General features: G+C 72.2%; 24 protein-coding genes and 7 tRNA genes. 18 read left to right on the plus strand and 13 right to left on the minus strand.

Translation table 11 applies throughout. From position 1 onward, the window contains the following. Window positions 1-10: 10 nt before the first annotated feature. Together cobA and AB0I82_RS20395 are read left to right on the plus strand one after the other, a co-directional pair. Window positions 11-1,264: a uroporphyrinogen-III C-methyltransferase gene (cobA, locus tag AB0I82_RS20390; RefSeq protein ID WP_363258713.1), complete on the plus strand. Its 1,254-nt coding sequence runs from the start codon at window positions 11-13 to the stop codon at window positions 1,262-1,264. Window positions 1,265-1,500: 236 nt separating this feature from the next. After that, window positions 1,501-2,322: an RNA methyltransferase gene (locus AB0I82_RS20395; RefSeq protein ID WP_363258714.1), complete on the plus strand. Its 822-nt coding sequence runs from the start codon at window positions 1,501-1,503 to the stop codon at window positions 2,320-2,322. A 51-nt stretch (window positions 2,323-2,373) separates the two neighbouring features. Here AB0I82_RS20395 and AB0I82_RS20400 read toward each other — a convergent pair whose 3' ends face one another. Then, window positions 2,374-4,044, minus strand: coding sequence for a protein kinase (locus AB0I82_RS20400; protein WP_363258715.1), 1,671 nt, complete (start codon window positions 4,042-4,044; stop codon window positions 2,374-2,376). Between the two features lie 607 nt (window positions 4,045-4,651). Here AB0I82_RS20400 and AB0I82_RS20405 point away from each other — a divergent pair. The 3 genes from AB0I82_RS20405 (at window position 4,652) to AB0I82_RS20415 (ending at window position 6,648) form a co-directional block, all read left to right on the plus strand. Further along, complete coding sequence (locus tag AB0I82_RS20405) at window positions 4,652-4,915, plus strand: hypothetical protein (protein ID WP_363258716.1); 264 nt, start codon at window positions 4,652-4,654, stop codon at window positions 4,913-4,915. Between the two features lie 346 nt (window positions 4,916-5,261). Continuing rightward, window positions 5,262-6,200: a phosphotransferase gene (locus tag AB0I82_RS20410; RefSeq protein WP_363258717.1), complete on the plus strand. Its 939-nt coding sequence runs from the start codon at window positions 5,262-5,264 to the stop codon at window positions 6,198-6,200. Window positions 6,201-6,345: 145 nt separating this feature from the next. Further along, the gene (locus AB0I82_RS20415) at window positions 6,346-6,648 is read left to right on the plus strand and encodes a zf-TFIIB domain-containing protein (RefSeq protein ID WP_363258718.1); all 303 of its coding nucleotides are present in this window, start codon (window positions 6,346-6,348) and stop codon (window positions 6,646-6,648) included. Between the two features lie 57 nt (window positions 6,649-6,705). Here AB0I82_RS20415 and AB0I82_RS20420 read toward each other — a convergent pair. From AB0I82_RS20420 to AB0I82_RS20440, 5 genes are all read right to left on the minus strand, one after another. After that, a tRNA-Val gene (locus AB0I82_RS20420) sits at window positions 6,706-6,777 on the minus strand. 43 nt (window positions 6,778-6,820) lie between these two features. Then, window positions 6,821-6,892, minus strand: a tRNA-Val gene (locus AB0I82_RS20425). A 71-nt stretch (window positions 6,893-6,963) separates the two neighbouring features. Then, a tRNA-Val gene (locus tag AB0I82_RS20430) sits at window positions 6,964-7,035 on the minus strand. 1 nt (window position 7,036) lies between these two features. After that, window positions 7,037-7,110: transfer RNA gene (locus AB0I82_RS20435), tRNA-Cys, on the minus strand. Window positions 7,111-7,145: 35 nt separating this feature from the next. After that, window positions 7,146-7,218 (minus strand) — tRNA-Gly (locus tag AB0I82_RS20440). 189 nt (window positions 7,219-7,407) lie between these two features. Between AB0I82_RS20440 and AB0I82_RS20445 the strand changes: the two genes are divergently transcribed. The 3 genes from AB0I82_RS20445 to AB0I82_RS20455 all read left to right on the plus strand — a co-directional run bounded on the left by AB0I82_RS20445 (window position 7,408) and on the right by AB0I82_RS20455 (window position 10,216). Next, entirely contained in the window at window positions 7,408-8,475 is a 1,068-nt protein-coding gene (locus tag AB0I82_RS20445; RefSeq protein WP_363258719.1) for a chorismate-binding protein, read from the plus strand. After that, the gene (locus tag AB0I82_RS20450; RefSeq protein ID WP_363258720.1) at window positions 8,472-9,296 is read left to right on the plus strand and encodes an aminodeoxychorismate lyase; all 825 of its coding nucleotides are present in this window, start codon (window positions 8,472-8,474) and stop codon (window positions 9,294-9,296) included. The genes AB0I82_RS20445 and AB0I82_RS20450 overlap by 4 nt, the downstream gene beginning before the upstream one ends. A gap of 89 nt (window positions 9,297-9,385) precedes the next feature. Further along, window positions 9,386-10,216 (plus strand): GNAT family N-acetyltransferase, encoded by an 831-nt coding sequence (locus AB0I82_RS20455; RefSeq protein ID WP_363258721.1) that lies wholly within the window; start codon window positions 9,386-9,388, stop codon window positions 10,214-10,216. 68 nt (window positions 10,217-10,284) lie between these two features. Here the strand turns inward: AB0I82_RS20455 and AB0I82_RS20460 are convergent, their stop codons facing one another. Then, window positions 10,285-10,803: a DsbA family protein gene (locus AB0I82_RS20460; protein WP_363258723.1), complete on the minus strand. Its 519-nt coding sequence runs from the start codon at window positions 10,801-10,803 to the stop codon at window positions 10,285-10,287. A gap of 153 nt (window positions 10,804-10,956) precedes the next feature. Between AB0I82_RS20460 and AB0I82_RS20465 the strand changes: the two genes are divergently transcribed. Both AB0I82_RS20465 and AB0I82_RS20470 read left to right on the plus strand, forming a co-directional pair. Then, entirely contained in the window at window positions 10,957-11,466 is a 510-nt protein-coding gene (locus AB0I82_RS20465) for a hypothetical protein (RefSeq protein ID WP_363258725.1), read from the plus strand. A gap of 68 nt (window positions 11,467-11,534) precedes the next feature. Next, on the plus strand, window positions 11,535-11,693 hold the full coding sequence (locus AB0I82_RS20470; protein ID WP_363258727.1) for a hypothetical protein: 159 nt from the start codon (window positions 11,535-11,537) through the stop codon (window positions 11,691-11,693). 16 nt (window positions 11,694-11,709) lie between these two features. On the opposite strand, the gene AB0I82_RS20475 is transcribed toward AB0I82_RS20470, so the two are convergent. Continuing rightward, on the minus strand, window positions 11,710-12,276 hold the full coding sequence (locus AB0I82_RS20475) for a CGNR zinc finger domain-containing protein (RefSeq protein ID WP_363258728.1): 567 nt from the start codon (window positions 12,274-12,276) through the stop codon (window positions 11,710-11,712). Between the two features lie 358 nt (window positions 12,277-12,634). Continuing rightward, window positions 12,635-13,048 carry an SsgA family sporulation/cell division regulator gene (locus AB0I82_RS20480; protein WP_003959770.1) on the minus strand — a complete coding sequence of 138 codons (414 nt, stop codon included), beginning with the start codon at window positions 13,046-13,048 and terminating at the stop codon, window positions 12,635-12,637. A gap of 186 nt (window positions 13,049-13,234) precedes the next feature. Between AB0I82_RS20480 and AB0I82_RS20485 the strand changes: the two genes are divergently transcribed. The 4 genes from AB0I82_RS20485 (at window position 13,235) to AB0I82_RS20500 (ending at window position 14,532) form a co-directional block, all read left to right on the plus strand. Continuing rightward, a complete protein-coding gene (locus AB0I82_RS20485) occupies window positions 13,235-13,678 on the plus strand; it encodes a TIGR02611 family protein (RefSeq protein WP_363258730.1) in 444 nt (147 codons plus the stop codon). A gap of 86 nt (window positions 13,679-13,764) precedes the next feature. Beyond that, window positions 13,765-13,836: transfer RNA gene (locus tag AB0I82_RS20490), tRNA-Val, on the plus strand. 76 nt (window positions 13,837-13,912) lie between these two features. Then, on the plus strand, window positions 13,913-14,389 hold the full coding sequence (locus AB0I82_RS20495) for an SRPBCC family protein (RefSeq protein ID WP_363258731.1): 477 nt from the start codon (window positions 13,913-13,915) through the stop codon (window positions 14,387-14,389). A 71-nt stretch (window positions 14,390-14,460) separates the two neighbouring features. Beyond that, window positions 14,461-14,532, plus strand: a tRNA-Val gene (locus tag AB0I82_RS20500). A 73-nt stretch (window positions 14,533-14,605) separates the two neighbouring features. Here the strand turns inward: AB0I82_RS20500 and AB0I82_RS20505 are convergent. Next, entirely contained in the window at window positions 14,606-15,331 is a 726-nt protein-coding gene (locus tag AB0I82_RS20505; protein WP_363258732.1) for a 3'-5' exonuclease, read from the minus strand. 198 nt (window positions 15,332-15,529) lie between these two features. On the opposite strand from AB0I82_RS20505, the gene AB0I82_RS20510 reads away from it, so the two are divergent. Next, the gene (locus AB0I82_RS20510) at window positions 15,530-16,096 is read left to right on the plus strand and encodes a DUF4365 domain-containing protein (RefSeq protein WP_363258733.1); all 567 of its coding nucleotides are present in this window, start codon (window positions 15,530-15,532) and stop codon (window positions 16,094-16,096) included. Beyond that, window positions 16,096-17,271: a hypothetical protein gene (locus AB0I82_RS20515; protein WP_363258734.1), complete on the plus strand. Its 1,176-nt coding sequence runs from the start codon at window positions 16,096-16,098 to the stop codon at window positions 17,269-17,271. The genes AB0I82_RS20510 and AB0I82_RS20515 overlap by 1 nt, the downstream gene beginning before the upstream one ends. Window positions 17,272-17,292: 21 nt before the next feature. On the opposite strand, the gene AB0I82_RS20520 is transcribed toward AB0I82_RS20515, so the two are convergent. Next, on the minus strand, window positions 17,293-17,847 hold the full coding sequence (locus AB0I82_RS20520) for a DinB family protein (protein WP_363258735.1): 555 nt from the start codon (window positions 17,845-17,847) through the stop codon (window positions 17,293-17,295). A 154-nt stretch (window positions 17,848-18,001) separates the two neighbouring features. Between AB0I82_RS20520 and thrS the strand changes: the two genes are divergently transcribed. Continuing rightward, window positions 18,002-19,984 carry a threonine--tRNA ligase gene (gene thrS, locus AB0I82_RS20525; protein ID WP_363258736.1) on the plus strand — a complete coding sequence of 661 codons (1,983 nt, stop codon included), beginning with the start codon at window positions 18,002-18,004 and terminating at the stop codon, window positions 19,982-19,984. Between the two features lie 71 nt (window positions 19,985-20,055). Beyond that, the gene (locus tag AB0I82_RS20530; RefSeq protein WP_363258737.1) at window positions 20,056-20,616 is read left to right on the plus strand and encodes an HIT domain-containing protein; all 561 of its coding nucleotides are present in this window, start codon (window positions 20,056-20,058) and stop codon (window positions 20,614-20,616) included. A gap of 81 nt (window positions 20,617-20,697) precedes the next feature. Here AB0I82_RS20530 and AB0I82_RS20535 read toward each other — a convergent pair whose 3' ends face one another. Both AB0I82_RS20535 and AB0I82_RS20540 read right to left on the minus strand, forming a co-directional pair. After that, window positions 20,698-22,359: a hypothetical protein gene (locus AB0I82_RS20535; protein WP_363258738.1), complete on the minus strand. Its 1,662-nt coding sequence runs from the start codon at window positions 22,357-22,359 to the stop codon at window positions 20,698-20,700. Window positions 22,360-22,582: 223 nt separating this feature from the next. Continuing rightward, window positions 22,583-24,790, minus strand: coding sequence for an elongation factor G-like protein EF-G2 (locus tag AB0I82_RS20540; protein WP_363258739.1), 2,208 nt, complete (start codon window positions 24,788-24,790; stop codon window positions 22,583-22,585). Window positions 24,791-24,891: the final 101 nt, after the last annotated feature.

Consider the following 24,891-nt stretch of genomic DNA (forward strand, 5'->3'; position numbering starts at 1 on the left):
CCGTACCGCCATGGCCGTTCCCTCCGAGCACGCCGCTTATCCCGTCGGCCTGCGCCTGACCGGTCGCCGGGTCGTGGTGCTGGGCGGCGGCCAGGTCGCCCAGCGCCGGCTGCCCGCGCTGATCGCCGCCGGCGCCGACATCCTGCTGATCTCGCCGTCCGCCACCCCCTCCGTCGAGGCCATGGCGGACGCCGGCGAGCTGACCTGGGAGCGGCGCGGGTACCGGCCGGGCGACCTCGCGGACGCCTGGTACGCGCTGATCTCCACCGACGACGACGCGGCCAACGCCGCCGCCTCCCAGGAGGCCGAGGAGAACCGCGTCTGGGCCGTACGCTCCGACGACGCCGAGGCGGCCACCGCCTGGACGCCGGCCACCGGCCGCAGCGAGGGCGTCACCGTCGCCGTCCTCAACACCGAGGGCGCGGGCCGGGACCCGCGCCGCGCCGCCGCGGTCCGCGACGCCATCGTCGAGGGCCTCCGGGACGGCACGATCGCCGCGCCGCACCACCGCCGCCGTACTCCCGGCGTCGCGCTGGTCGGCGGTGGCCCCGGCGACCCCGATCTGATCACGGTGCGCGGCCGCCGGCTGCTCGCCGAGGCGGACGTGGTGATCGCCGACCGGCTCGGCCCCCGCGACCTGCTGGACGAGCTGCCGCCGCACGTCGAAGTCATCGACGCGGCGAAGATCCCGTACGGCCGGTACATGGCCCAGGAGGCCATCAACCAGGCGCTCATCGAGCACGCGCAGGCCGGCAAGGCCGTGGTGCGCCTCAAGGGCGGCGACCCGTTCGTCTTCGGGCGCGGCATGGAGGAGGCCGAGGCGCTGGCCGAGGCGGGCATCACTTGTACGGTCGTGCCCGGCATCTCCAGCTCCATCAGCGTCCCCGGCGCGGTCGGCGTGCCGGTCACGCACCGCGGCGTGGCCCATGAGTTCACCGTGGTCAGCGGCCACGTCGCACCGGACGACCCGCGCTCGCTCGTCGACTGGGCGTCGCTCGCCAAGCTGCGCGGCACGCTGGTGATCCTGATGGGCGTGGACAAGATCGCATCCATCGCCGCGGCCCTGACGCAGCACGGTCGCGCCGCCGACACCCCGGTCGCCGTGATCCAGGAGGGCACGATGGCCACCCAGCGCCGCGTCGACGCCACGCTGGAGACCGTCGGCGCCCGGGTCAAGGAGGAAGACGTCCGCCCGCCGGCCGTGATCGTCATCGGCGACGTGGTGCACGCGGCAAAGACCTTCGCCCCGGGAAGCCACAGCTGAAGCGCCGCTCCCTGGCCCGCCCCCCCGCTGAAGTGACGGTTCGCCACTTGGTCCCCCTTTGACTGGGGTTATACAGGAGGCGCGAGCGCGGGCAGCGAGTTGTCCACAGGGCAGTTGTCCACAGGGCCGCCGTTCCGCTTCCGTACGGCGGCCCTTCCGGCCGCTGCCCGTAACCGCTGGTAACAAATGCGGTCCCCGGCATGGGAACCGCGACGACGACAAGGCACGATCGACCCGTGGCAGACATCATCACCGTCGACGATCCCGACGACCCCCGGCTGCGCGACTACACCGGCCTCACCGACGTGGAGCTGCGGCGGCGCCGTGAGCCGGCCGAGGGGCTGTTCATCGCCGAGGGCGAAAAGGTGATCCGGCGCGCCAAGCACGCCGGGTACGAGATGCGGTCCATGCTGCTCTCGGCCAAGTGGGTCGACGTCATGCGGGACGTGATCGACGAGGTACCGGCCCCGGTGTACGCGGTGGACCCCAAGCTCGCCGAACAGGTCACCGGCTACCACGTGCACCGCGGCGCGCTCGCCTCCATGCAGCGCAAGCCGCTCCCGGAGGCGGGCGAGCTGCTCGCCTCCGCGCGCCGCGTCGTCGTCATGGAAGCGGTCAACGACCACACCAACATCGGCGCGATCTTCCGCAGCGCGGCGGCGCTCGGCATGGACGCCGTACTGCTCTCGCCGGACTGCGCCGACCCGCTGTACCGGCGGTCGGTGAAGGTGTCCATGGGGGCGGTGTTCTCCGTACCGTACGCACGCCTGGAGCAGTGGCCGCGCAGCCTGGAGACCGTACGGGAGGCGGGCTTCAAGCTGCTGGCCCTCACGCCCGACGAGAAGGCCACCCCGATCGACGAGGCCGCGCCGCACAGCCTGGAGCGGGCCGCGCTGATGCTCGGGGCCGAGGGCGACGGGCTGTCCCGGCAGGCCCTGGTCGCGGCGGACGAATGGGTCCGCATCCCGATGGCGCACGGCGTCGACTCACTGAACGTCGGCGCGGCCGCGGCGGTCGCCTTCTATGCGGTGGCGACGGGGCGGCCGGGCACCACCTGAGCCCATCACCTACGGGATGGCCTGAGCCTCGTACTACGGGAGAGCCTCGTACTACGGGTGAGCCTCGGCGTCCGCCGACGTACCCGGCACGTGCGCGTCCGTCGCGTGCGTACCCGGCACACGAGCGTCCGTCGCATGCGTGCCCCCGCCGTGCGCCGAGCCCAGCACGCCCAGCCCCCGCGTAGGCCCCTGGCAGCCCTGGGCCGCCGCGATGCCGAGTGCCACGAGCAGCGTCACCGTCACGAACACGATGAGCCGCTGGCGCAGCAGCCTGCGGTCCGGGCCCGGCGGGCGGCGGCCCCCCGAGGTCGTCCTGGCCGGACGTGAACCGTTTCGCCCGGCCGAGCGCGCCCCGGGCACGCGGCCCGAGGACCGGCCGCCGGAGCGCCCGTTGGAGTGCCCGTTGGAGTGCGGGCCCGAGGACCGGCCGTTCGAGCCGGGGCCCGCTGACCTGCCGTTGGAGCCTGGAGAGGCCGAGCGGCCGTTGGAGCCCGCGGGTGCCGTCCTGCCGTTGGAGCCCGGGGCGGCCGTACGCCCGTTGGAGCCCGCGGGCGTGGACCGGCCGTTCGAGCCGGAGGACGCCGAGCGGCCGTTGGAGCCTGCCGGTGCCGACCTGCCGTTGGAGCCCGCCGTCGGCCGCCCGCCGTTCGCGCCCGGCGCCGGGGGCCAGCCGTCGTGCGTGCCCGCCGTCGACCGCGAACCGGCCGGACGGGAGACCGAGGGGCGCGAGGAGGACTGCGGACGCGGCGTGCCCGTGCCGTGCCCCGGCGTGTGCCGCTCGTCCGCGCGCTGGCGTACGAAGTCCTCAGCCCGGCGCCCGCCGGGCCGCTCGGGCCCGCCCCGCTCCGTACGGAGCAGCGTCTCGCCGGGCAGCCCGTCCACCGGGCCGTCCGACAGCCCGTGCGCCTCCCGCGCGGCGATCTCCTTCAGCCGCAGCGACAGCGTCAGCGTGCTCGGCCGCTCGGCCGGGTCCTTGGCCAGGCAGCCGGCCACCAGCGGCGCCAGCGACTCCGGCACCCCGGCCAGCTGCGCCTCCTCGTGCACCACGCGGTACAGCATGACCTCGGAACTGCCGTGCCCGAAGGGCGAGTCCGCGGTACAGGCGTACGCCAGCGTGGCCCCGAGCGCGAAGATGTCCGTGGCGGGCGTGACGGCCGCGCCGCGCACCTGCTCGGGCGCGAGGAAGCCGGGCGAGCCGACGGCCGTGCCGACGTGCGTGAGCGTGCTCGCGCCGGTCGCCCAGGCGATGCCGAAGTCGATGATCCGCGGCCCCTTGGGGGACAGCAGGATGTTCGACGGCTTCAGGTCACGGTGGACCACGCCCGCGTCGTGGACGGCGAGCAGCCCTTCGGAGAGCGCGGCGCCGATCGTGGCGACCTGCGCCGGGGGCAGTGGGCCCTCGTCGTTGACCTTGTCGTGCAGGGAGGGGCCCGGGACGTACTGCGTGGCGAACCACGGCCGATCCGCGTCCAGGTCGGCCGCCACCAGCCGCGCCGTACAGCCGCCCCTGATACGCCGCGCGGCCTGCACCTCGCGCGCGAACCGGGAGCGGAACTCGTGGTCCTCGGCCAGATCCGGGCGGATCACCTTCAGGGCCACCCGCTGGCCGCGCTTGTCCGACCCGAGGTAGACCACGCCCATCCCGCCGGCGCCCAGCCGGCGGTGCAGCCGGAACGAGCCGACGACCCGCGGATCCTCGCGCCGGAGCCGCATCATCGCCATGTCCGTCCCCTACCTGCGGTGGGGAGGCCCCACTCCGCTGCATCCGTCTGACGTGCCACAGCTTACGGATTGACGGGGCGTCGCGCTGTCAGGCCGCGCATGCGTCGGCCATGGATTGCCGGCGGCGCGCGTGCGGCGTGCGCGACGGACCCGGAATCGGCGTCCCTGCGCGCCGAGTTCCGCGCCGCGTTCCCAAGCGTCGGGCACAGCAGGGAGTTTGGTGCGCGGACGAGTGGCGGTCCGCCGGCGGTGCCGCCTCGGGGGTACGGGAACGGCGCGGCCCGGTGCGGCACGGCGGTCCCGCCCACGGACCTGGTCGGCGGCCCGAGGGGGAGCGGCGCGCGTGACTGAAGTCACGCGAAAGGGGCGTCACCGGGCGCAGTCGGGCGCCTCCTCCGGGTTCTCCCCGAGAGCCGGTACTGGATCTCCACCCAGGGGAGTAGATGCGGGCCCGCGACCTCATCCTCCCGGAGGCCCGACTATCGGTACGTCGGGCTGACGTACCGGGCCCGTCGGCTGCCTAATGTGGAGGTCAGGCGGTGGGCGCAAGCACTCGTCCCCCGAGGTTGGACGCCCACCGCTGACAGGACGAACGGGAGACGGGGCGATGGCGGACACGGCGGGACGCACGGCTCTCCGTACGCAGACGGTCCTCCGTACGCACGCGGTTCTCCGTCTGCATACGGTCTTCCGTACGCAGGGGCGCAGGATGGCTGCCGCGTCCGGCGGCCGGCAGCCGTCCGGCACCCGCCATCCGCTGGTGGCGGTGGCCATGGTGCTGCCGCTGGCGGCGCTGCTGACCGTCGTTTTCGGCGGCTGGGAAGCCGTCGTCACACAGGCGTCGTCCGTGGCCGGAATGCTGGGGCGCTGAACGCGCCCGGTCCCGGAAGAGCGGTCCGGGACCGGAGGCGTACGGCACTCCGGGGACAACACCTCCGGCCGATTGAACCCCGTGGGGACGGGGGTGCGGCGGACGGCACGAACGGCCGGGCATCTGGGGAGATGCCCGGCCTTCGCGCGTCCGGAGCCGACCGGCCGACCCGCCGCCCTGCCGACCGCCGGGTGCCGGACGCCAGGCACTCACGCACGCCCAGGCCCCTCGCGTACGTCCAGGCCCCTCACGTCCGTACCCCCAGCTAGCGCTGCGTACGATCCCTGCGGCGGGGCCGACCGGCGTGCTCTGCGCCCACCGCGTCCGTACGCACCGAGAGGGAACGATGTCCCGCGCCCTGATACGCCGCCTGGCGGCGCTCTCCGAAGCTGCCGGGCCCGAGGCGCCCGAGACCCCCGTCGTCCTCGCCGACCGTCCCGACGGCACCGTGGTGCGCGGCGGGCGGACCGTCGCCAAGGCGCACGCGTCCGACTGCGACGCCGCCGCGCTCGCCGTACGGCTGCGCATCGCCGCCCACCCCCGCCTGCACGGCACGCTGCTGCCCCCGCTGCCCGTCACCGGCCCGGACGGCTACCTCGTCCGATACGAGGACGGCCGCCCGCTCACCCGCTGGCCGTACGGCAGCCCCGTCGCGCCGGACGATCCGGACGCCGCGCCCTGGGAGGACGCGGCCCGGCTCCTCGCCCGGCTGCACGCCGTGGACCCGGACACGCTGCCCGGCCCGGTCCCGCCGATGCGCGGCCCGGCCAAGGCCGCCCGCGCGCTGGCCCGGATGCGGAGCGCGCCCGCCGCCGCCGTGCCGTCTCTGGCGGCCGCCGCACGCGCCGTCGAGGTCGGCTGGGCCGCGCTGCCGCCCTGGGCGCGCGACGAGGCGCCCGCGCCGGGCCCCGGCCTGCTCTGCCACGGCGATCTGCACCTGGGCCAGCTGGTGCGGCACCCCGTGCCGGACGGGCGCTGGCTGCTCATCGACGTCGACGACCTCGGCGTGGGGGAGGCCGGCTGGGATCTCGCCCGGCCCGCCGCCTGGTTCGCGACCGGCCTGCTCGCCCCGGAGGTGTGGACGCGGTTCCTCGGCGCGTACCGGGCCGCCGGCGGCCGTGCCGTACGCCCCGACGACGACCCTTGGCCGGAACTCGACGTCCCCGCCCGCGCCCTGACGGTCCAGACCGCCGCCCTGGCCATCGCCAAGGCCGCCCCGGAGGGCCGCCCGCTGGACGAAGTGGAGACCGCGCTCGTGGACTCTTGTGCGCGCATGGGCCGGTGACCAGTGCACCGGTCACCAGGGCACTGGTGACAAGCTGTTACGTACCGGGTCAGTTGTGGCGCGATTCGAGTCGTAGGGTGAACGGACCAACGGCGGACGGAGGTTCCGTCGCCGCCGCCGTGCGATCAGTAGGAGTTGAGCCGACATGCAGTGTCCCAAGTGCCATGCGCCGATGCACACGTACAACCGCAACGGGGTCCAGATCGAGCAGTGCGCGGGCTGCCGGGGGATCTTCCTGGACTACGGCGAGCTGGAGTCGCTGACCCGGCTGGAGTCCCAGTGGTCGCAGCAGGCCCCGCCGGCCCCGCCCGCCGCCCCGGCTCCCGCCCCGCAGGCGTACCCGGCCGCGCCGGCCTGGGGCGCCCCGCACCACGGCCAGCATGGCCACCACGGACATCACGGGCACCACGGCCACCGCAGCTTCGGCCGGATGCTCTTCTCCTCCTGAGGAGCCGGGGAACGCAGAAGGGCCGGAGCGGATGCTCCGGCCCTCTTGCTTGCCGTGTGGACGATACTGGGATTGAACCAGTGACCTCTTCCGTGTCAGGGAAGCGCTCTCCCGCTGAGCTAATCGTCCTCGGGACCACGGTCACTCCGAGGAGCCGACCATGGGCACTGCGTGCGCGATACTGGGATTGAACCAGTGACCTCTTCCGTGTCAGGGAAGCGCTCTCCCGCTGAGCTAATCGCGCGGGGGTGATCCGTATTAGATCATGGTCTTCGCGGACCGTGATCCGTGGGGATCGTGGTCCTTGCGGACCAGTGGACGATACTGGGATTGAACCAGTGACCTCTTCCGTGTCAGGGAAGCGCTCTCCCGCTGAGCTAATCGTCCTTGGAGGTGGAGACGGGATTTGAACCCGTGTAGACGGCTTTGCAGGCCGTTGCCTCGCCTCTCGGCCACTCCACCTGGAGTGCAGGGGTTCGGGAAGATCCCCCACTCAGAGCGGACAACGAGGCTCGAACTCGCGACCTCAACCTTGGCAAGGTTGCGCTCTACCAACTGAGCTATGTCCGCAGGTGCCTCCCTCAGACTACCGCCTGAGAGCTGCTGTCTTCGGTCGGCTTCCGCTTTTCGCTTCCGCGTCCCGGCGACGTGTTGAACTCTAGCGGATTCCTGGGCCAGTACAAAAACGCGTTTGTGCAGCGTGCTGCGGTGCGAGCTCAACCGGGGCGGCGGCGGGGGCGCCGTCCTAGACTCAGCGACGTGCCCGATCTCCCTCCTCTGGCCCGCTTCGGCGGCCTGATCGCCTCCGACCTGCGCGATGTCACCAGTGACCCCGCCGCCCTGGACTCCACCGGCTGGTGGGCAGTGGTGGCCGACTTCGAGGGCCGCCTCGTGTGCGCGCGCTTCGGAGACGTACGGGAGGACGCGGGCGGCATCGCAGGCCCGACCGCCCGCGGCGCGTGGCGCGGACCCGCGCGCGACGCCTGGACCAGCTCCCTGGACCGCACGGCCTACACCGCGGGCGTACGCCGGATACGCGAGCACATCGCGGCCGGCGAGGTCTACCAGGCGAACCTCTGCCGAATCCTCTCCGCACCGCTGCCCGACCCCGAGCGCACGGACGTGGACGCGCTGACCGCGCTGCTGGCCCGGGGCAACCCCGCGCCGTACGCAGGAACGGTCCGCCTCCCCGCGCACGGCGTCGAGGTCGCCACCGCCTCGCCCGAGCTCTACCTGCGCCGCGACGGCCGCACCGTCGAGTCCGGCCCCATCAAGGGCACCGGCCGCACCGCCGATGACCTGCTGGAGAAGGACCACGCCGAGAACGTGATGATCGTCGACCTGGTCCGCAACGACCTGGGACGGGTCTGCGCCACCGGCTCGGTCACCGTCCCCGCGCTCTGCGCCGTCGAGGCCCACCCCGGCCTGGTCCACCTGGTCTCCACCGTCCGCGGCGAACTCCGCGCCGGCGCCGGCTGGCCCGAGCTGCTGATCGGCACCTTCCCGCCCGGATCCGTCACCGGCGCGCCCAAGCGCAGCGCCCTGGACATCATCGAATCCCTGGAGACCGCGCCGCGCGGCCCGTACTGCGGCGGCATCGGCTGGGTCGACGCCGACCGCGGCACCGGCGAGCTCGCCGTCGGCATCCGCACCTTCTGGATCGACCGGCAGGCCGCCGCCGGGCCCGTCCTGCGCTTCGGCACCGGCGCCGGCATCACCTGGGGCTCCGACCCCGACCGCGAATGGGACGAGACCGAACTCAAGGCGGCCCGGCTGCTGGCGGTAGCGTCGGAGACGTACGAGACAACTGGAGGAGCGACGCGATGAAGATCTGGCTCGACGGGGAGCTGCGGGACGCCGACAGCGCCCGGGTCTCCGTCTTCGACCACGGACTGACGGTCGGCGACGGCGTCTTCGAGACCGTCAAGGCGGAGCACGGCCGCGCCTTCGCGCTCACCCGGCACCTCCACCGGCTGACCTCGTCGGCGCGGGGCCTCGGCCTGCCCGACCCCGACGAGGACGAAGTACGCCGCGCCTGCGACGCCGTGCTCGCCGCCAACCCCATGCCGCTCGGCCGGCTGCGGATCACGTACACCGGCGGCCACTCGCCGCTCGGCTCCGACCGCGGCGAGGCGGGCCCCACCCTCGTCGTCGCGCTCGGCGAGACCACCCGCAGGCCGGACACCACGGCCACCGTCACCGTCCCCTGGACCCGCAACGAACGCGGCGCGCTCACCGGCCTGAAGACCACCTCGTACGCGGAGAACGTCGTCGCGCTCGCCCGCGCCCGGCAGCACGGCGCCTCCGAGGCGCTGTTCGCCAACACCGTGGGCCGGCTCTGCGAGGGCACCGGCTCCAACGTCTTCGTCGTACTCGACGGCGAACTGCACACCCCGCCGCTGGAGTCCGGCTGCCTGGCCGGCATCACCCGCGCGCTGACCGTCGAATGGACCGGCGCCAAGGAGACCGACCTGCCGTTCGCCGCGCTGGAGCAGGCCGAGGAGATCTTCCTGACCTCCACGCTGCGCGACGTCCAGGCGGTCACCCGCAACGACGCCCGGCAGCTCGGCGACGCTCCCGGCCCGGTCACCGCCAAGGCCATGCGGATCTTCGCCGAACGGTCCGCGGCGGACTTCGACCCGCGCTGAGGAAGGGCCAGGAAGGTCACGGAACGGGGCGCCGACGGCGGCTGACCAGGCCGATGACTGAGCGGCCGCACGCGGGATAGAACAACAGCGTGACCACAACGCTGCGCCCCACCGGACCGGAAGAGCGCCAGGAGGGCGGCGCCCGGGCCCGTACGTACGACGTCTGCGTCAACAGCCGCCCTGTGGGACGGCTGCGGCTCGCCACCGACCCGCGCGCCGCGCTGCCCACGGGCCGCCTCGCCGACCTGTGGATCGACGAGCCCGACCGGCGCCGCGGCCGCGCCACCGTGGCCGCCCTGGCCGCCGAGGAAGTGCTGCGCGGCTGGGGCTGCCGGCGCATCGAGTTCCTCGTGCCCGCCGATGCCACGCCCGCGCTGCGGCTGAGCGCGGCGCTCGGTTACACCGAGCGCGCCCGCCGGCTGCGCAAGGAGCTCACCACCCCGCCCGCGCTGCCTCCCGGGAGCGTCGACCGGCCGCTGGACGACGCGGAGTACCCGGCCTGGCTCGCGGCCGCGCAGGACGAGTACGTACAGGCCATGGTCCGGCAGGGCGCGTCCGCCGAGCGCGCCGCCGAGCTGGCGGACGCCGACCACCGGCTGCTGCTGCCGGACGGCCCGCACACCCCGGGGCAGAGCCTGCGCGTGCTGTGCCACGAGGGCACGGACGTGGGCACGGTCTGGACCGCGCTGCACGCACCGGGGCAGCCGGGCGGTTACGTGTACGACGTGCGGGTCGCGCCCGAGCACCGCGGACGCGGCCACGGGCGCACCCTGATGGGGATAGCCGAGCGGGAGTGCCTGGCGGCGGGCAGCCGCCACCTCGGCCTCAACGTCTACGCCGACAACCCGACAGCACGCGGCCTGTACGAGTCCCTCGGCTACCGCGTCGTGGACCACCGGCTCTCGAAGCCGCTGATCTGAGCGGCCGCCGGGCCGCCCGGCGGTGAACGGCCGCTGCGGCTACTCGGCGGCGCTGAACGACCGCTGAGCTACTCGGCGGCCAGCAGCCGGTCCGCGATCTCCTCGATGCGGGCGCGCAACCCCTCCTGGCTCTTGCCGCCGTCCAGCCGCTCGCCGCCGATGACGTACGTGGGCGTGCCCGTGACGCCGATCGCCTTGCCCTCGGCCTGGTCCGCATCGACGATCAGCAGATGCCGGCCGTCGATCAGCGCGGTGTCCAGCTCCTCGGCGTCCAGGCCCAGCTCCCCGGCCACCTTCACCAGCAGCTTCTCGCCCTGCTTCGCCAGCTCCTCGGTGCGCCCGAGGACGGCCTCCACGTACGCCCAGCCCTGCCCCTGCTCGATGGCCTCTTCAGCGGCCTGCGCGGCGGCGTAGGCGTGCTTGTGCTTCTCCAGCGGGAAGTGGCGCAGCCGGATCTCCAGCCGGTCGCCGTAGCGCTCGCGCAGCGCGCGCAGGTCCTCAAGGGCGGCGTGGCAGTCGGGGCACTGCAGCTCGCACCACACGTCCAGGACGGGGGCGGCGGCTGCGGGGGAGGAGGCGTCGTTCATGGGGCCAGTCTTCCAGCCCGCGCGGCCCCCGCCGAACCGGTACCCGCGGAGGATCCAGGCCCCGAGATGCCCCCGAGCACGGGCCGGGCCATGGCCCCCGCGCCGGGCGAGGGGGCACGATGGGGGGAGAACCGTCCACCGCAGGAGGACCCCATGCTGACCTCGACCGTCTGCGCCGTGCTGTCGGTGGCCGGCCTGGGCATCGCCGCGCTGACCGCCTTCCGCCGGCGCTTCCTCGCCGCGACGCGCATCGCCGCCTTCGCGCTGATCCCGGCCGGCCTGGTCATGACCGGTGTCATCGACTGGATCACGGACCTGGTCTTCAAGCCGACCGTATGGGCGGGCTTCGGCGTACTGGCCCTCTCGGCCCTGCTGTTCCTGGTGACCCGCGCGGCCGAGCGCCGCTCCATGAGCCGCAGGGAACGCCGCGCGGCGGCCAAGGCGGCGGCCTCCGGTGCGCCGAACGCCGGCCTGTCGGCTGCCTACGGGGCGAATCGAACGAACCAGTCCCCCCAGCAGGGGGTTACCCAAGGGCGGGGCGCGGAAATCCAGTCGGGTGGCCGGTCCGGTGACCGCTCCGGTGCTGCCGGCGCCGGTGATCGCTCCGGTGGGGCGGACGACTTCTCCGATATCGAAGCCATCCTGAAAAAGCACGGGATCTGAGGAACTCCCCCTCCTGCGGGGGAATCTCCGGCCCTCGCGCTGATCAGCTGCGCCATGATCTCCGCGAGATGAACGATGAGTGCGCCCTGACCCGGGAGAACACCACCCGGGCCCCCGAATCCCGCGGCTGCCTGTTCGCCCTGTCCCAGCCGCCCCTGATGCTCTTCCTCACCGTGATCGGCGTCCTGCTCCTGCTGGGCGCCGTGTACGACCTCTTCGTGCTGTAGGAGCCGCCAGAGCGGCTCAGCTCGCGGCCTCGCGGCGGCGTGCCCGGTACGCGGCGACATGCAGACGGTTGCCGCAGGTCCGGCTGTCGCAGTAGCGGCGCGAGCGGTTCCGGGAGAGGTCGACGAAGGCGTGCCGGCAGTCCGGCGCCTCGCAGCGCCGCAGCCGCTCCCGCTCGCCGGCGACGACCAGGAACGCCAGCGCCATTCCGCCGTCCGCCGCGAGGTGGTCGGCGACCGAGGCGCCGGGCGCGAAGTAGTGCACGTGCCAGTCGTACCCGTCGTGGTCGGTCAGCCGCGGCGTCGTGCCGGCCGCCGCCACCAGCGAATTCAGCAGCTCGGCGGCGCTGCGGTCGTCGTCCGCCGCGAAGACCTGCGCGAATCTCGCCCGTACGGAGCGTACGGACGCCAGGTCCCGTTCGGTCAGCGTGCCGACGTCGCTGAAGGCGTTGCGGGCGACGAACTCGTGCAGGGACGGCACGTCGCTGAGGGCGTCCGGGGCCGATGTGGCCCCGCCCTCGGGCGCGGTGTTCAGGAGGTCGACGACCGCCTCCAGTGCGCACCGGGTGTCGTGGGTGATCATCACGGGTTGCTCCCAGGCCGGGAGGGGCGGATTCTGCCGCCCCCCGGGATCCATGGCCGGTGGCCGGTGATCTCCAGCGATCGACCGGCCGCCCCCATGCCGAATGGTCGCCGACTCTAGCGCCTCCAACAAGGCCCGGCGGCCACCGGTGCCGCAGGTTTCCCCGGCTTCCCGGCGCCCGTCCGGGCCGGTCAGCACGAAGATGGCGCCCGCTCCGTACGGAAGCGGCGCCGCCGCCGCGGTGGTCTCCGCGGCGACGGCGCCGGTGCTTGCCGTATGAACTTGTCCGTCCTGCGCCGTCTCCCCGAGTCGGACGGCGCGAGTGGTGAGCGGTTGACGCGGTACGCGGCCGCGGGTCTCCTCAGCTCTCCGCGAGGATGTGGGAGAGCTCCGTGTCGAGATCGAAGTGTCGGTGCTCGGTGCCGGGCGGGACCGCGGCATCCGTGCGCTTGAGGAAGGATTCCAGAGCCCGCGCCGGGGCTTCGAGCAGCGCCTCGCCTTCCGGAGAGCTCAGGGCGATGCAGACGACTCCCTGTCCGTGACTCCGGGACGGCCAGACGCGGACGTCGCCGGTGCCGGTGGGCCGGTGCAGGCCCTCGGCGAGGAGATCACGAGCGAAAACCCACTCGACGGTCTCCTCGGCTCCGGTGTGGAAGGTGGCGTGCACGGCATAAGGATCGGCCGTGTCATACCGCAGGCCCGCAGGTACAGGCAGTGAGGACTCGCTCGACACAACGAGGCGCAGGTGCAGCTCGCAGCTGACCGTGGTGTTCATACGCCAGGGCCTTTCGCTCAGTGTGCGCTCGGGGGTTCGCACGTCGGCGAAATCGACATGCCACCTACGGTGGCGTTGTAAACCCCTCTGACTGTTTTGGGTGGCTTCGAGTACCTCTTACGGCGGAGTCCGGGATCCTCCCGAGCGTTCATGCGGGGGTGCCGAGCGTCGGGTAGGTTTGCGGGTATGAATGCGGAGAGTGACGAGCGTCAGGGAGCCCCCGGCGGCGCGTCGACACAGGGGGCGACGGCGATCCCGCAGAAGCTGGGGTCCAAGGCGCCGCATTTCGTGAAGCGCTCCCGGACCCTGCACATGAGCTGGCAGGTCGGGATCTTCATCGTCGGCCTCGCGGTGGTCGTCGGCGGCATCATCATGCTGCCGCTGCCCGGCCCCGGCTGGCTGGTGATCTTCGCCGGCATGGCGATCTGGGCGACCGAGTTCGTCTGGGCGCAGCTCGTGCTCCGCTGGACCAAGCGCAAGGTCACCGAGGCCGCCCAGAAGGCCCTGGACCCCAAGGTCCGGAGACGCAACATCATCCTCACCACGATCGGCGTCGTGATCGTCGCCGCGGCCCTCGCGGTGTATGTGTGGAAGTTCGGCTTCGAGATGCCCTGGCGCATAGCCGAGTGAGCCCGGCCCGGCCGCACCGTGGTCGGAGACCCCGCTGACATGGGGTAATGTTGGCGGTGCGCCAGGCCGCGAGGCACCGGCGCCCCGGGCGATTAGCTCAGTGGGAGAGCGCTTCGTTCACACCGAAGAGGTCACTGGTTCGAACCCAGTATCGCCCACCCGGTCCAAGGGTCCGGAGGTTTCTTTTTTGAACCTCCGGGCCCTTCGGCGTTCCCGGCGCGGCACACTGGGCTCATGCCTGTCCGGCCGTCCCGCCTCCGACCCCACCACTACCGCTTCCGCAGTGTCTGGCTGCTGGATGCCGCCCCCGGCGTCGTCTACGCCGTCCTCGAACGGACCGAGTCCTACCCGCGCTGGTGGCCCCAGGTCGCCGAGGTGCACCGGACCGACGACCACTCCGGTGCAGCGCGCATCCGCTCCGTACTGCCGTACAGCCTGCGCGTCACCGCCCGCGAGACCCGTCGCGACCCGCGCGCCGGCGTCCTGGAGACGGCGCTGCACGGCGACATCGACGGCTGGGCGCGCTGGACGGTACGCCCCTACGGCACCGGGACCCGCGCGCTGTACGAGCAGGAGGTCGAGGTGCGCAGGCCCTTCATGCGGCTGCTGGCCTACCCGGGGCGGCCGTTCTTCCGCCTCAACCACACGCTGATGATGCGGGCCGGGCGGCGCGGACTGGCGGCCTGGCTGGACGGTCACCAAGAAATTTGAACCGGGGGGCCCGCGACCTGTATTGTTCACTTCGTTCGCGGGGGACCCCGAGGAAACCCCGAACGAATCCCGGGCGATTAGCTCAGTGGGAGAGCGCTTCGTTCACACCGAAGAGGTCACTGGTTCGAACCCAGTATCGCCCACCCGGAGAGAAGGCCGGACCGTCAGCAACGGTCCGGTCTTTTTCGTACGTTCACGTTCCTCGTCCGAGGACGGTCATGCCGCGGCCGGCAGGTCCGGGCGGAGCGGCCAGTGCGGGTCCACCGCCTCCTCCGTGCCGTTGCGCGCGAACCACGCCTGCAGGCCCCGCGCTTGGGCCGCATGCCACACCGCCTGCAGCGCGTGCAGCTCCGCGACGCTCAGCCCTTCAAGGCGCGTCGCGAACGTCTGCCCCAGTGCCCGTACGACCTGCAGTGACGCCGTCGCGTCCGCCGCCGCCTCGTGCGCCCCCGACAGCTCGACGCCGTAGTGCTCGCACAGGTCCGTCAGCGTCCGGCGGCCCTTGCGGTACCGGTCCAGATGCTTGTCGAGCACCCGCGGATCCAGTACGCACAACGACTGCGTACCGAGATACGCCGCCAGCGACGACGCGCGGTGCCGACGCAACTCGCGGTCCAGCAGCGTCAGATCGAACGGCGCGTTCATCACCACCAGCGGCCGCCCCGCCATCGCCTGCTCCGCCAGGGCCCGCGCTATCTCCTCCATCACCGGCGCCGGCCAGCGGCCGTTCATCTGCAGATGCCCGGCCGTCAGGCCGTGCACCGCCGTCGCCGCCTCCGGGATGTCCACTCCCGGATTGACCAGCCAGCGCGTGACCCGCGGAGTCGAGCGCGGCGTCTCCTGGACGACCAGGGCGGCGGAGACGATGCGATCCTCTTCGACATCGATCCCCGTGGTCTCGGTGTCGAAGGCAGCCAGTGGGCCGTCGAACCAGCTCGGCATTGTCCCAACTCCTCGTGCTCCTGCGGCGGGTGGCCTGCCCCGGGCCGCCCGAGCTGGTGATACCCGGCCGCCACGGTTGTCGAACCGCCATTGTTTGTTGACCACTTGACACGGAGACAACACAGAGGGGGCCACACCCCCGCCACACCCCCCACGCACCCGACCGGCACCACCGCACGCCCGGAAGGCACTTGAGCGATGACGCTCGCACAGCCCGAGCCGGGTGGGTTCCTGCCCGAGGAACCGGTACCGCTGCGCGGCCAGCTCGCCACCACCGCCTCCATGGAGACGCTCCAGGTGGCCTACCTGCACGCCGTGGCCGCGGCCGCCGGCTGTTCGCTCGCGCAGCCCTTCCCGGACAACGGCATCGACTGGCACGTCAGCCACGGCTCGACCGGCCACACCATCGACGACGAAGTCACCATCAAGGTGCAGCTCAAGTGCACCTATCAGGTCCCGCCCCGCCCGCCGGGGCCCAGCTTCGGCTTCACGCTGGACAACGACCACCTCGTGAAGCTCGCCCGTACCCCCGTCGCGGTGCACAAGATCCTGGTCGTGATGCTCGTACCGCGCACCCCCGAGGAATGGCTCCGCGCGAGCCACGACCGGCTCGAACTGCGGCACTGCTGCTACTGGATCAACCTGGCCGGCCAGCAGGCCACCGGCAGGCGCAAGACCACTGTGCGGATTCCGACCACGCGGATCTTCGACGACCGTGCGCTCGCCGAGATCATGACGCGGGTCGGGGCGGGAGGGAGACCCTGATGTACCGGCCGACCGACGAGCACCCACTCCCCGTTCCCGACCCCGCCCGGGTCGACCCGGCCGTCCTCACCGCCCTGCTGGGCCGGCACGGCTGGCACCGCCGCGGCGGTACGCAGGGCCAGTACGGCCGCTGGACCCCGCCCGGCGGCACCGCCGGGACCAGCCTCCTGGTGCCCGAGTCCGCCCGCTATCCCGACAGCACCGACCTGCTCGCCGAGGCGCTGACCGCGCTCGCCCGCAGCGCCGCGCCCTCGGCCCGCGAGGTACTGGTCGGCCTCGCGCTGCCCAGCGATGAGGTGCGCTGGGAGCGCGACATCCCCGACGAGGGCTCCGGCGCGACCCTGTGGACCGCACAGGAACGGCTGCGCGCCGCCGCCCGCTCCCTGCTGGCCGCCGGTGCGCTCGGCACGTTCGGGCGGGCCGGCTACCACGGCGCCCGGCACAAGCGGCAGGCCGACGCACTCCTGGACCAGGTGCTGGTCGGCCCCGCGCCCGCGGGCCGTACCCTCACCGCGTACGTCCCGGTCAGCGCGGGCCGCGGCACGGTCGCCGGCCTCCAGCGGGCGCTGCACGCCGCCCGCGACGCCACGGACTACCAGCGCGCCACCGGCGGCATGGAGGCATACGAGGCCGCCGTCGAACTGGGCGTCTGCCACGAGCTGACCGAGGCGCTGATCTCCCTGGTGCGCGGCGCCGAAGGGGTACGCATCGTGATCCAGTGGTCACCGGCCGAGGGTCCGCCGCCGGGCTGCCCGGCCCGCCCCGAGCCCGTCGAGTTCACCCCCGGCGACCTGCCCGCACTGCGGCAGGCCGCCCAGCAGTACGTCCAGGACGAGCCCTCGCTCGCCGTGCGGGTGACCGGCACGGTCGTACGGATGCGCCGCGAGCGGCCCGACGGCGCGGGCGCGGTACGGCTGCGGGTGCTGGCCGGCGCCGACGTGGCGCAGGTCAGGGTCGCCCTCGGCGAGGAGGACTACCGGATCGCGGGCCACGCCCACCTGCTGGGACTGCCGGTACGGGTGACCGGGCGGCTGGAGAGCCGCGGCGGCTTCCGGCGGATCACGGGCGCGAGCGGCGTCACGCCCGTACAGGTCGACGAGGCGGAGCGGGACCGGCTGCTGAAGTCGCTCCAGGAGAACCTGGACCACTTCGAGGAGGCGTGCGGGGGAGAGTGAGCGCCGCAGCGCCGCCGCGAGTCAGCGGTGCGCGTACAGATCACGCAGCAGCGCGATCTCCGCGCCGTGGTGGATGACCTCGCGGTTGATGTGCAGCACGAGCGTGGCCATCGGGTACTCGCCGTACGGCCCCTCGGCCGGACCGCAGGGCCGCGCCAGGTCTTCCTCACTGAGCCCCCGCACGCCCGTCTGCCACCCGGCGTACACCTCGTCCAGCTGCTCCAGCGCTTCCCGGGCCGTGCCCGCGTACGCGAAGCTCTCGTAGTCCGTCTTCGGGCCGCCGAAGTGGCTCGCCACGCGCGCGCCGAGCACCCCGACGATGATGTGGGCCAGCCGCCAGGCGATGGTCGTCACCGGCGGCGGCACCGGCTCGGGGAAGGCGAAGTCGACCGTGAAGTCGCCGGACCCCGCGGCGATGGGCGCGCTGCTCGTCCCCCGGGGCCGTACGTTCCAGGCGCCCGGCGCGGGCTCCCAGAAGTACTCCTCGTCGCTCAGCCCGGACAGCCGCTCGCGCAGCTGATGGCGCCAGTGAAAGTCGAGCTGCTCGGACAGCTGGTCGTTCCAGTCGATGGTCATGACGCGACAGTACGGGCGCGGGGCCCGGCACGCCCGGAAATGCCCGGATCGGGTCCCGGCAAACAACCGTTTCGCGAGGCGGGCCCGTGGCTCGGTACGATTCGGGGAGCGCAGCGATCGCTGCCGCCCAGCAGACATACGTCAGGAGAGACCGGTGTCAGACGTCCGTGTGACCATCCAACGCGATTCCGAGCGGGAAGAACGCGTGGTGACCACGGGCACTACGGCCGCCGACCTCTTCCAGGGCGAGCGCAGCATCGTCGCCGCGCGGGTGGCCGGAGAGCTCAAGGACCTCGCGTACGAGGTCGCCGACGGCGAGACCGTCGAGCCCGTGGAGATCACCTCCGAGGACGGCCTGAACATCCTGCGGCACTCCACCGCGCACGTGATGGCGCAGGCCGTTCAGGAGCTGTTCCCGGAGGCCAAGCTCGGCATCGGCCCGCCCATCAAGGACGGCTTCTACTACGACTTCGACGTCGAGAAGCCGTTCCACCCGGACGACCTCAAGCGCATCGAGAAGAAGATGCAGGAGATCCAGAAGCGCGGGCAGAAGTTCGCGCGCCGGGTCACCACCGACGAGGACGCCCGCGTCGAGCTCGCCGACGAGCCGTACAAGCTGGAGCTCATCGGCCTCAAGGGCAACGCCGCGGAGGCCGCCGAGGGCGCGGACGCCGAGGTGGGCGGCGGCGAGCTGACCATCTACGACAACCTCGACGCCAAGACCGGTGACCTGTGCTGGAAGGACCTCTGCCGAGGCCCGCACCTGCCCACCACCCGGAACATCCCGGCGTTCAAGCTGATGCGCTCCGCCGCGGCGTACTGGCGCGGCAGCGAGAAGAACAAGCAGCTCCAGCGCATCTACGGCACCGCCTGGCCGACCAAGGACGAGCTGAAGGCGTACCTGGAGTTCCTGGCGGAGGCGGAGAAGCGCGATCACCGCAAGCTGGGTGCGGAGCTGGATCTGTTCTCCTTCCCGGACGAGCTGGGCCCCGGCCTCGCGGTCTTCCACCCCAAGGGCGGCGTCATCCGCAAGGTGATGGAGGACTACTCCCGCAAGCGGCACGAGGACGCGGGCTACGAGTTCGTGAACACCCCGCACATCTCGAAGGAGCAGCTCTTCGAGACCTCGGGGCACCTCCCGCACTACGCGGAGGGCATGTTCCCGCCGATCGAGTTCGACGGGCAGAACTACCGCCTCAAGGCGATGAACTGCCCGATGCACAACCTGATCTTCAAGTCGCGCGGCCGGTCCTACCGTGAACTGCCCCTGCGCGCCTTCGAGTTCGGCACGGTGTACCGGTACGAGAAGTCGGGCGTGGTGCACGGCCTGACCCGCTCGCGCGGCTTCACCCAGGACGATGCGCACATCTACTGCACCAAGGAGCAGATGCCGGAGGAGCTGGACACGCTCCTGACCTTCGTGCTCGACCTGCTGCGCGACTACGGCCTGACCGAGTTCGAGCTGGAGCTGTCCACCCGCGACCCCGAGTCGGACAAGTTCATCGGCTCGGACGAGGACTGGGAGGAGGCCACCGAGGCGCTCCGCCAGGCGGCCGAGAAGCAGGGGCTGCCGCTGGTCCCGGACCCGGGCGGCGCCGCGTACTACGGCCCGAAGATCTCGGTCCAGGCGAAGGACGCGATCGGCCGCTCCTGGCAGATGTCGACCCTGCAGGTCGACTTCAACCAGCCCAAGCGGTTCGGCCTGGAGTACACCGCGGCGGACGGCTCCAAGCAGCAGCCCGTCATGCTGCACCGGGCCCTGTTCGGCTCGATCGAGCGGTTCTTCGGTGTGCTCCTGGAGCACTACGCCGGCGCCTTCCCGGTCTGGCTGGCCCCCGTCCAGGCCACCGGCATCCCGATCGGCGACGCGCACGTCCCGTACCTGGAGGACTTCGCCGCGGAGGCCAAGAAGCAGGGCCTGCGCATCGAGGTCGACTCGTCCTCGGACCGCATGCAGAAGAAGATCCGTAACGCCCAGAAGTCCAAGGTCCCGTACATGATCATCGCGGGTGACGAGGACGTCGAGAAGGGCGCGGTCTCCTTCCGGTACCGCGACGGCTCGCAGGAGAACGGCATCCCGAAGGACGAGGCGATCGCCAAGATCCTCAAGGCGGTCGAGGAGCGCGCCCAGGTCTGATCCGGGGCACGACGCGAGGTTTCGAGGGGCGGTCCACAGGGCCGCCCCTCACCGCGCGCGTACCAGGGAATATGCTGCGTTTCATGACGACTGAGCCGGAGCAGCAGATCGGAGTCGGGACACAGGACGCCTTTCAGCGACTGTGGACGCCGCACCGGATGGCCTACATCCAGGGTGAGAACAAGCCCACGGGCCCGGGGGCCGACGACGGCTGTCCGTTCTGCACGATCCCGGCGAAGTCGGACGAGGACGGCCTCGTCGTCGCCCGCGGCGAGCACGTGTACGCGGTGCTCAACCTGTACCCGTACAACGGCGGGCACCTCATGGTGGTGCCCTACCGGCACGTCGCCGACTACACCGAGCTGGACGAGGCCGAGACGGCGGAGCTGGCGAAGCTCACGAAGCAGGCGATGGCGGCGCTGCGCGCGGCGTCCGGCGCGCACGGCTTCAACATCGGCATGAACCAGGGCGGGGTCGCCGGCGCCGGCATCGCCGCCCACCTGCACCAGCACGTCGTCCCCCGCTGGGGCGGCGACACGAACTTCATGCCCGTGACGGCGCACACCAAGGTGCTGCCGCAGCTGCTGGCGGACACCCGCGCGATGCTGGCGGACGCCTGGCCGACGGTGTAACGGCGGGTATTGCGCCTGGATGCGCCCGGGGCCCGTACGGAATTCCGTACGGGCCCCGGGCGCATCTGCCGCGCGCAGCGGTTACGCGTCGTACACGTCCGCCTTCTTCGGCGCCGCGTCCTGGACCGCGCCGCTGAGGGCCAGCGAGCGGTTGTCGAAGCGCTCGGTGTCCACGCCGTTCTCCTTCAGGACGCTCATCGCGGCGGAGTGCACCACGCGCAGCACGGGCGTGGCGGCGCGCAGCGCGTCGTCCGCCATGAAGCGGTGCCGCCAGGGCTTGTCGGCCCAGGCGTGGCGCAGGCCGAAGGGCTCGGGCAGGGCGAGCTTGCCGCCGAGGAAGTCCAGGACCGGCGGGAACCAGGTCAGGGGGGCGCGGGCGGCGAGTCGGACGACCTCTTCGGCGTCGATGAGGGGCAGTTCGCGGGTCCTGGTCTCCCAGAACTTGACCGTCTTGTTGACCGTGACGGTCTTGGGGCTGGGCTTCGTCGTGAACAGGCCGTTGACCGGGCCGAGGGCGTGGCCGGTGACCTCGATGCGCAGCGTCTCGTGCAGCACGGTCACGGTGATCATCAGAGTGAGGACGAGCTGGCCGTCCCAGAGGACGAACTGCACGCCCAGATAGTGGCGGTTGCCGCTGCCGAACTGCTGCTCGTTGCAGATCCGCTCTATCTCGTGCGGGCGGATCTGGAAGGCGTCGGTGTCGGTGCCTTCGGGGCGGGCGACGCTGTCGGCGTTCTCGCCGATGGGGGAGACGATCCAGTGGCGTACGGAGGGGGGCTGGCCGAAGCCGCCGGTGTGCAGCGGGCTGCGCTCCAGGAGCTTGAGCCGGTCGTGGATGACGCGGATGACGTCCCAGCTGCGGAAGGGGTGGATCTCGCCGTCCGGGTCCGCGGGGCGCAGCTCCTCGGCGAGCTGCCAGCTGCCCCAGCGGGTGCCCATGCCGAGTATGCCCTTGGGGCCGGCGTAGAAGACGACGTTGCTGGCCTGCTCGGCGGTGAGCTTGGCGAGGTTCTGGCGGAGGCGTTCGGCGGCGGTCTCGTTCGGGTCCTGGGGCACGGCTTCGGGGATCCTGGCGCCGACGCCGCCGCCTTCGAGGAGGCTCTTCCACGCGCCGCGCATGTCGGTGGCGGTGCGCTCGCAGATCCGCTTGGCCCACCACCAGCCTATGACCGGGGCGATGAGCATCAGGCGAAGGTAGACCGTCCAGAAGCTGTCGAACGGGAGCTTGAGCAGGAAGATCAGGCCGATGCCGCAGAGCGCCACGAGCAGCGCCGTGCCCAGCGCGCTCTTCCCCTTGCTGGTGGCCTTGTCCAGGATCTTCTTCAGCTGGAAGCCGCCGAACCAGAGGAGGACGCCGGGCAGGAAGAGCACGCCGAAGACGACCATGAGGATCGTCAGTTTCGTGTCCCGCTCCTTGCGGATACGGTTGGCGGCGAGGCAGTGCTCCACGACGGTCTGCGGCTCGGTGCCGAAGGACTGGATGAGCGCCTTGCGGCCGCCGCCGAGCAGCCGGACCTGCACGGCGCGGGAGAACGCCTCGCCGAGATTGGGCTCGAACAGCGAGAGCCGGGGCTTCTTGATGTCCGACTTGGCGGTGTCGGAGTCGGCTTTGGAGATCTCGGAGAGCTTGCAGTCCCGGTACGCGGCCGAGGCCAGCGCCTGGGTCGCGGCGGTCTGGCCCGCGCCGCCGGCAATCGGGACCTGCGCTCCCGGACTGAAGTCGAACCCGTCAATCGTCGTCACCAAGGCCCCCTCGCCGCCGTCTGCCCCTGCTGTGGGGCGTGCCCCTGCCGTGGGGCCTGCCCCGGAGAACGCCCCTAGGCGCCCTTCCCACCGGCCGCCTCCGGCACACCTCTGAGCTGCGTCCTCAGCGTACAGCCGACATACAGCCGGCGTACCGCCCAAGGGAGTTGAGACCTGTCCCCGGGCCGTACGCCGGCCGTTCCGCTGCTCGTCGGGAGGTGTACTAGCCGCCGTTCTCCGGCTTTTCGCGGTCTTCGCGGATCTTGGTGGCGAGCTGCGGCGGCATCGGTTCGTGCCGTGCGTAACTGCGATGGAAGCGACCGGTGCCGTGCGAAAGTGACCGGAGATCGACGGCGTAGCGGCCGATTTCGATCTCCGGGACCTCGGCGCGCACCAACGTCCGGCCCGCACCGGACTGTTCGGTGCCCACGACCCGGCCGCGCCGCCCGGAGAGATCGCTCATCACCGGGCCCACGAAGTCGTCGGGGATCAGGACGGTGACCTCGGCGACCGGTTCCAGGAGGTCGATCCGGGCGTCGGCGGCGGCTTCGCGCAGGGCGAGTGCGCCCGCGGTCTGGAACGCGGCGTCGGAGGAGTCGACGGAGTGCGCCTTGCCGTCGAGGAGGGTCACCCGGATGTCGACGAGCGGGTACCCGGCCGCGACCCCGCGCGCCGCCTGGGCCCGTACGCCCTTCTCCACGGACGGGATGAACTGCCGGGGCACGGCGCCGCCGACGACCTTGTCGACGAATTCGATGCCGCTGCCGCCGGGGAGCGGCTCGACCTCGATCTCGCAGATCGCGTACTGGCCGTGGCCGCCCGACTGCTTGACGTGCCGGCCGCGCCCGGCGGCCTTCGCGCCGAACGTCTCGCGCAGCGAGACCTTGTGCGGTACGGCGTCGACCTGGACTCCGTACCGGGCGCGCAGCCGCTCCAGCGCCACGTCGACGTGTGCCTCGCCCAGGCACCACAGGACGACCTGGTGGGTGTCGGGGTTCTGCTCCAGGCGCATCGTGGGGTCCTCGGCGACGAGCCGCGCGAGGCCCTGGGAGAGCTTGTCCTCGTCGGCCTTGCTGTGCGCCTGGATGGCGACAGGGAGCAGCGGGTCGGGCATGTCCCAGGGCGCCATCAGCAGCGGCGCGTCCTTGGCGGAGAGGGTGTCGCCGGTCTCGGCGCGGGAGAGCTTGGCGACGCAGGCCAGGTCGCCGGCGACGACCTTGGTGACCGTGCGCTGCTGCTTGCCGAAGGGCGCCGACAGGGCGCCGATGCGTTCGTCGACGTCGTGGTCCTCGTGGCCGCGGTCGGCCAGCCCGTGCCCGGAGACGTGCACCGTCTCGTCGGGGTGCAGGGTGCCGGAGAAGACCCGTACGAGGGACAGCCGGCCGACGTACGGGTCGGAGGAGGTCTTGACGACCTCGGCGGCCAGCGGCCCGGCGGGGTCGCAGGTGAGGGCGGGGCGGGGCTTGCCGTCGGGGGTGGTGACCGGCGGGACCTCGCGCTCGGCGGGTGCGGGGAAGCCCCCGGTGATCAGCTCCAGCAGTTCGATGGTGCCCAGGCCCTCCTTGCTGCCGTCGGCGGCGGGCGCCGCGGCCAGTACGGGGTGGAAGCTGCCGCGTGCGACGGCGGTCTCCAGGTCGCCGATGAGGGTCTTGATGTCGATGTCCTCGCCGCCGAGGTAGCGGTCCATCAGGGACTCGTCCTCGCTCTCGGCGATGATCCCCTCGATGAGGCGGTTGCGGGCCTCCTCGATGAGGGGCAGCTCGCCGGACTCCGGGTCGCGCTCCTTACGGGCGCCGCCGGAGTAGTCGTACACCCGCTGGGAGAGCAGGCCGATCAGGCCGTGCACGGGGGCGTGGCCGTCGGCGCCGGCCTCGCCGTACAGCGGGAGGTACAGCGGCAGCACGGCGTCGGGGTCCTCGCCCCCGAAGGCGCTGCGGCAGGTCTCGGTCATGCCGTCGAAGTCGGCGCGGGCCGCTTCGAGGTGGGTGATCACTATGGCGCGGGGCATCCCTACGGCCGCGCACTCGTCCCAGACCATTTGGGTGGCGCCGTCCACGCCGTCCGCCGCCGAGACAACGAAAAGGGCCGCGTCCGCTGCCCGCAGACCGGCCCTCAGCTCCCCGACGAAATCGGCGTATCCGGGGGTGTCCAGTAGATTGATTTTGATCCCGTCCCATTCGACCGGGACCAGGGATAGCTGTACGGAGCGTTGCTGCCGGTGCTCGATCTCGTCGTAGTCGGAGAGGCAGCCGCCGTCCTCCACCCGGCCCGCCCTGTTGACCGCGCCCGACGCGAGCGCGAGGGCTTCGACCAGGGTGGTCTTCCCCGATCCGCTGTGGCCGACCAGCACCACATTCCGTACGGAGGAGGGGTGGTCGACCGCCGCTGCCCTGCCGGCGGCTCCTGGATGTGTGCTCGTCTTGTCACCCATGTTCTGCCTCCAGGTCGACACTCTGCGGTGTTCCGAGCTTTCCACCGAGGTCATGGTGCGTCCATACATCGCACAAGGGACGATAAGGGATCTTGGGGGTG

It is taken from the genome of Streptomyces sp. NPDC050315, from assembly GCF_040655775.1.
In the GTDB taxonomy this organism is placed as follows: domain Bacteria; phylum Actinomycetota; class Actinomycetes; order Streptomycetales; family Streptomycetaceae; genus Streptomyces.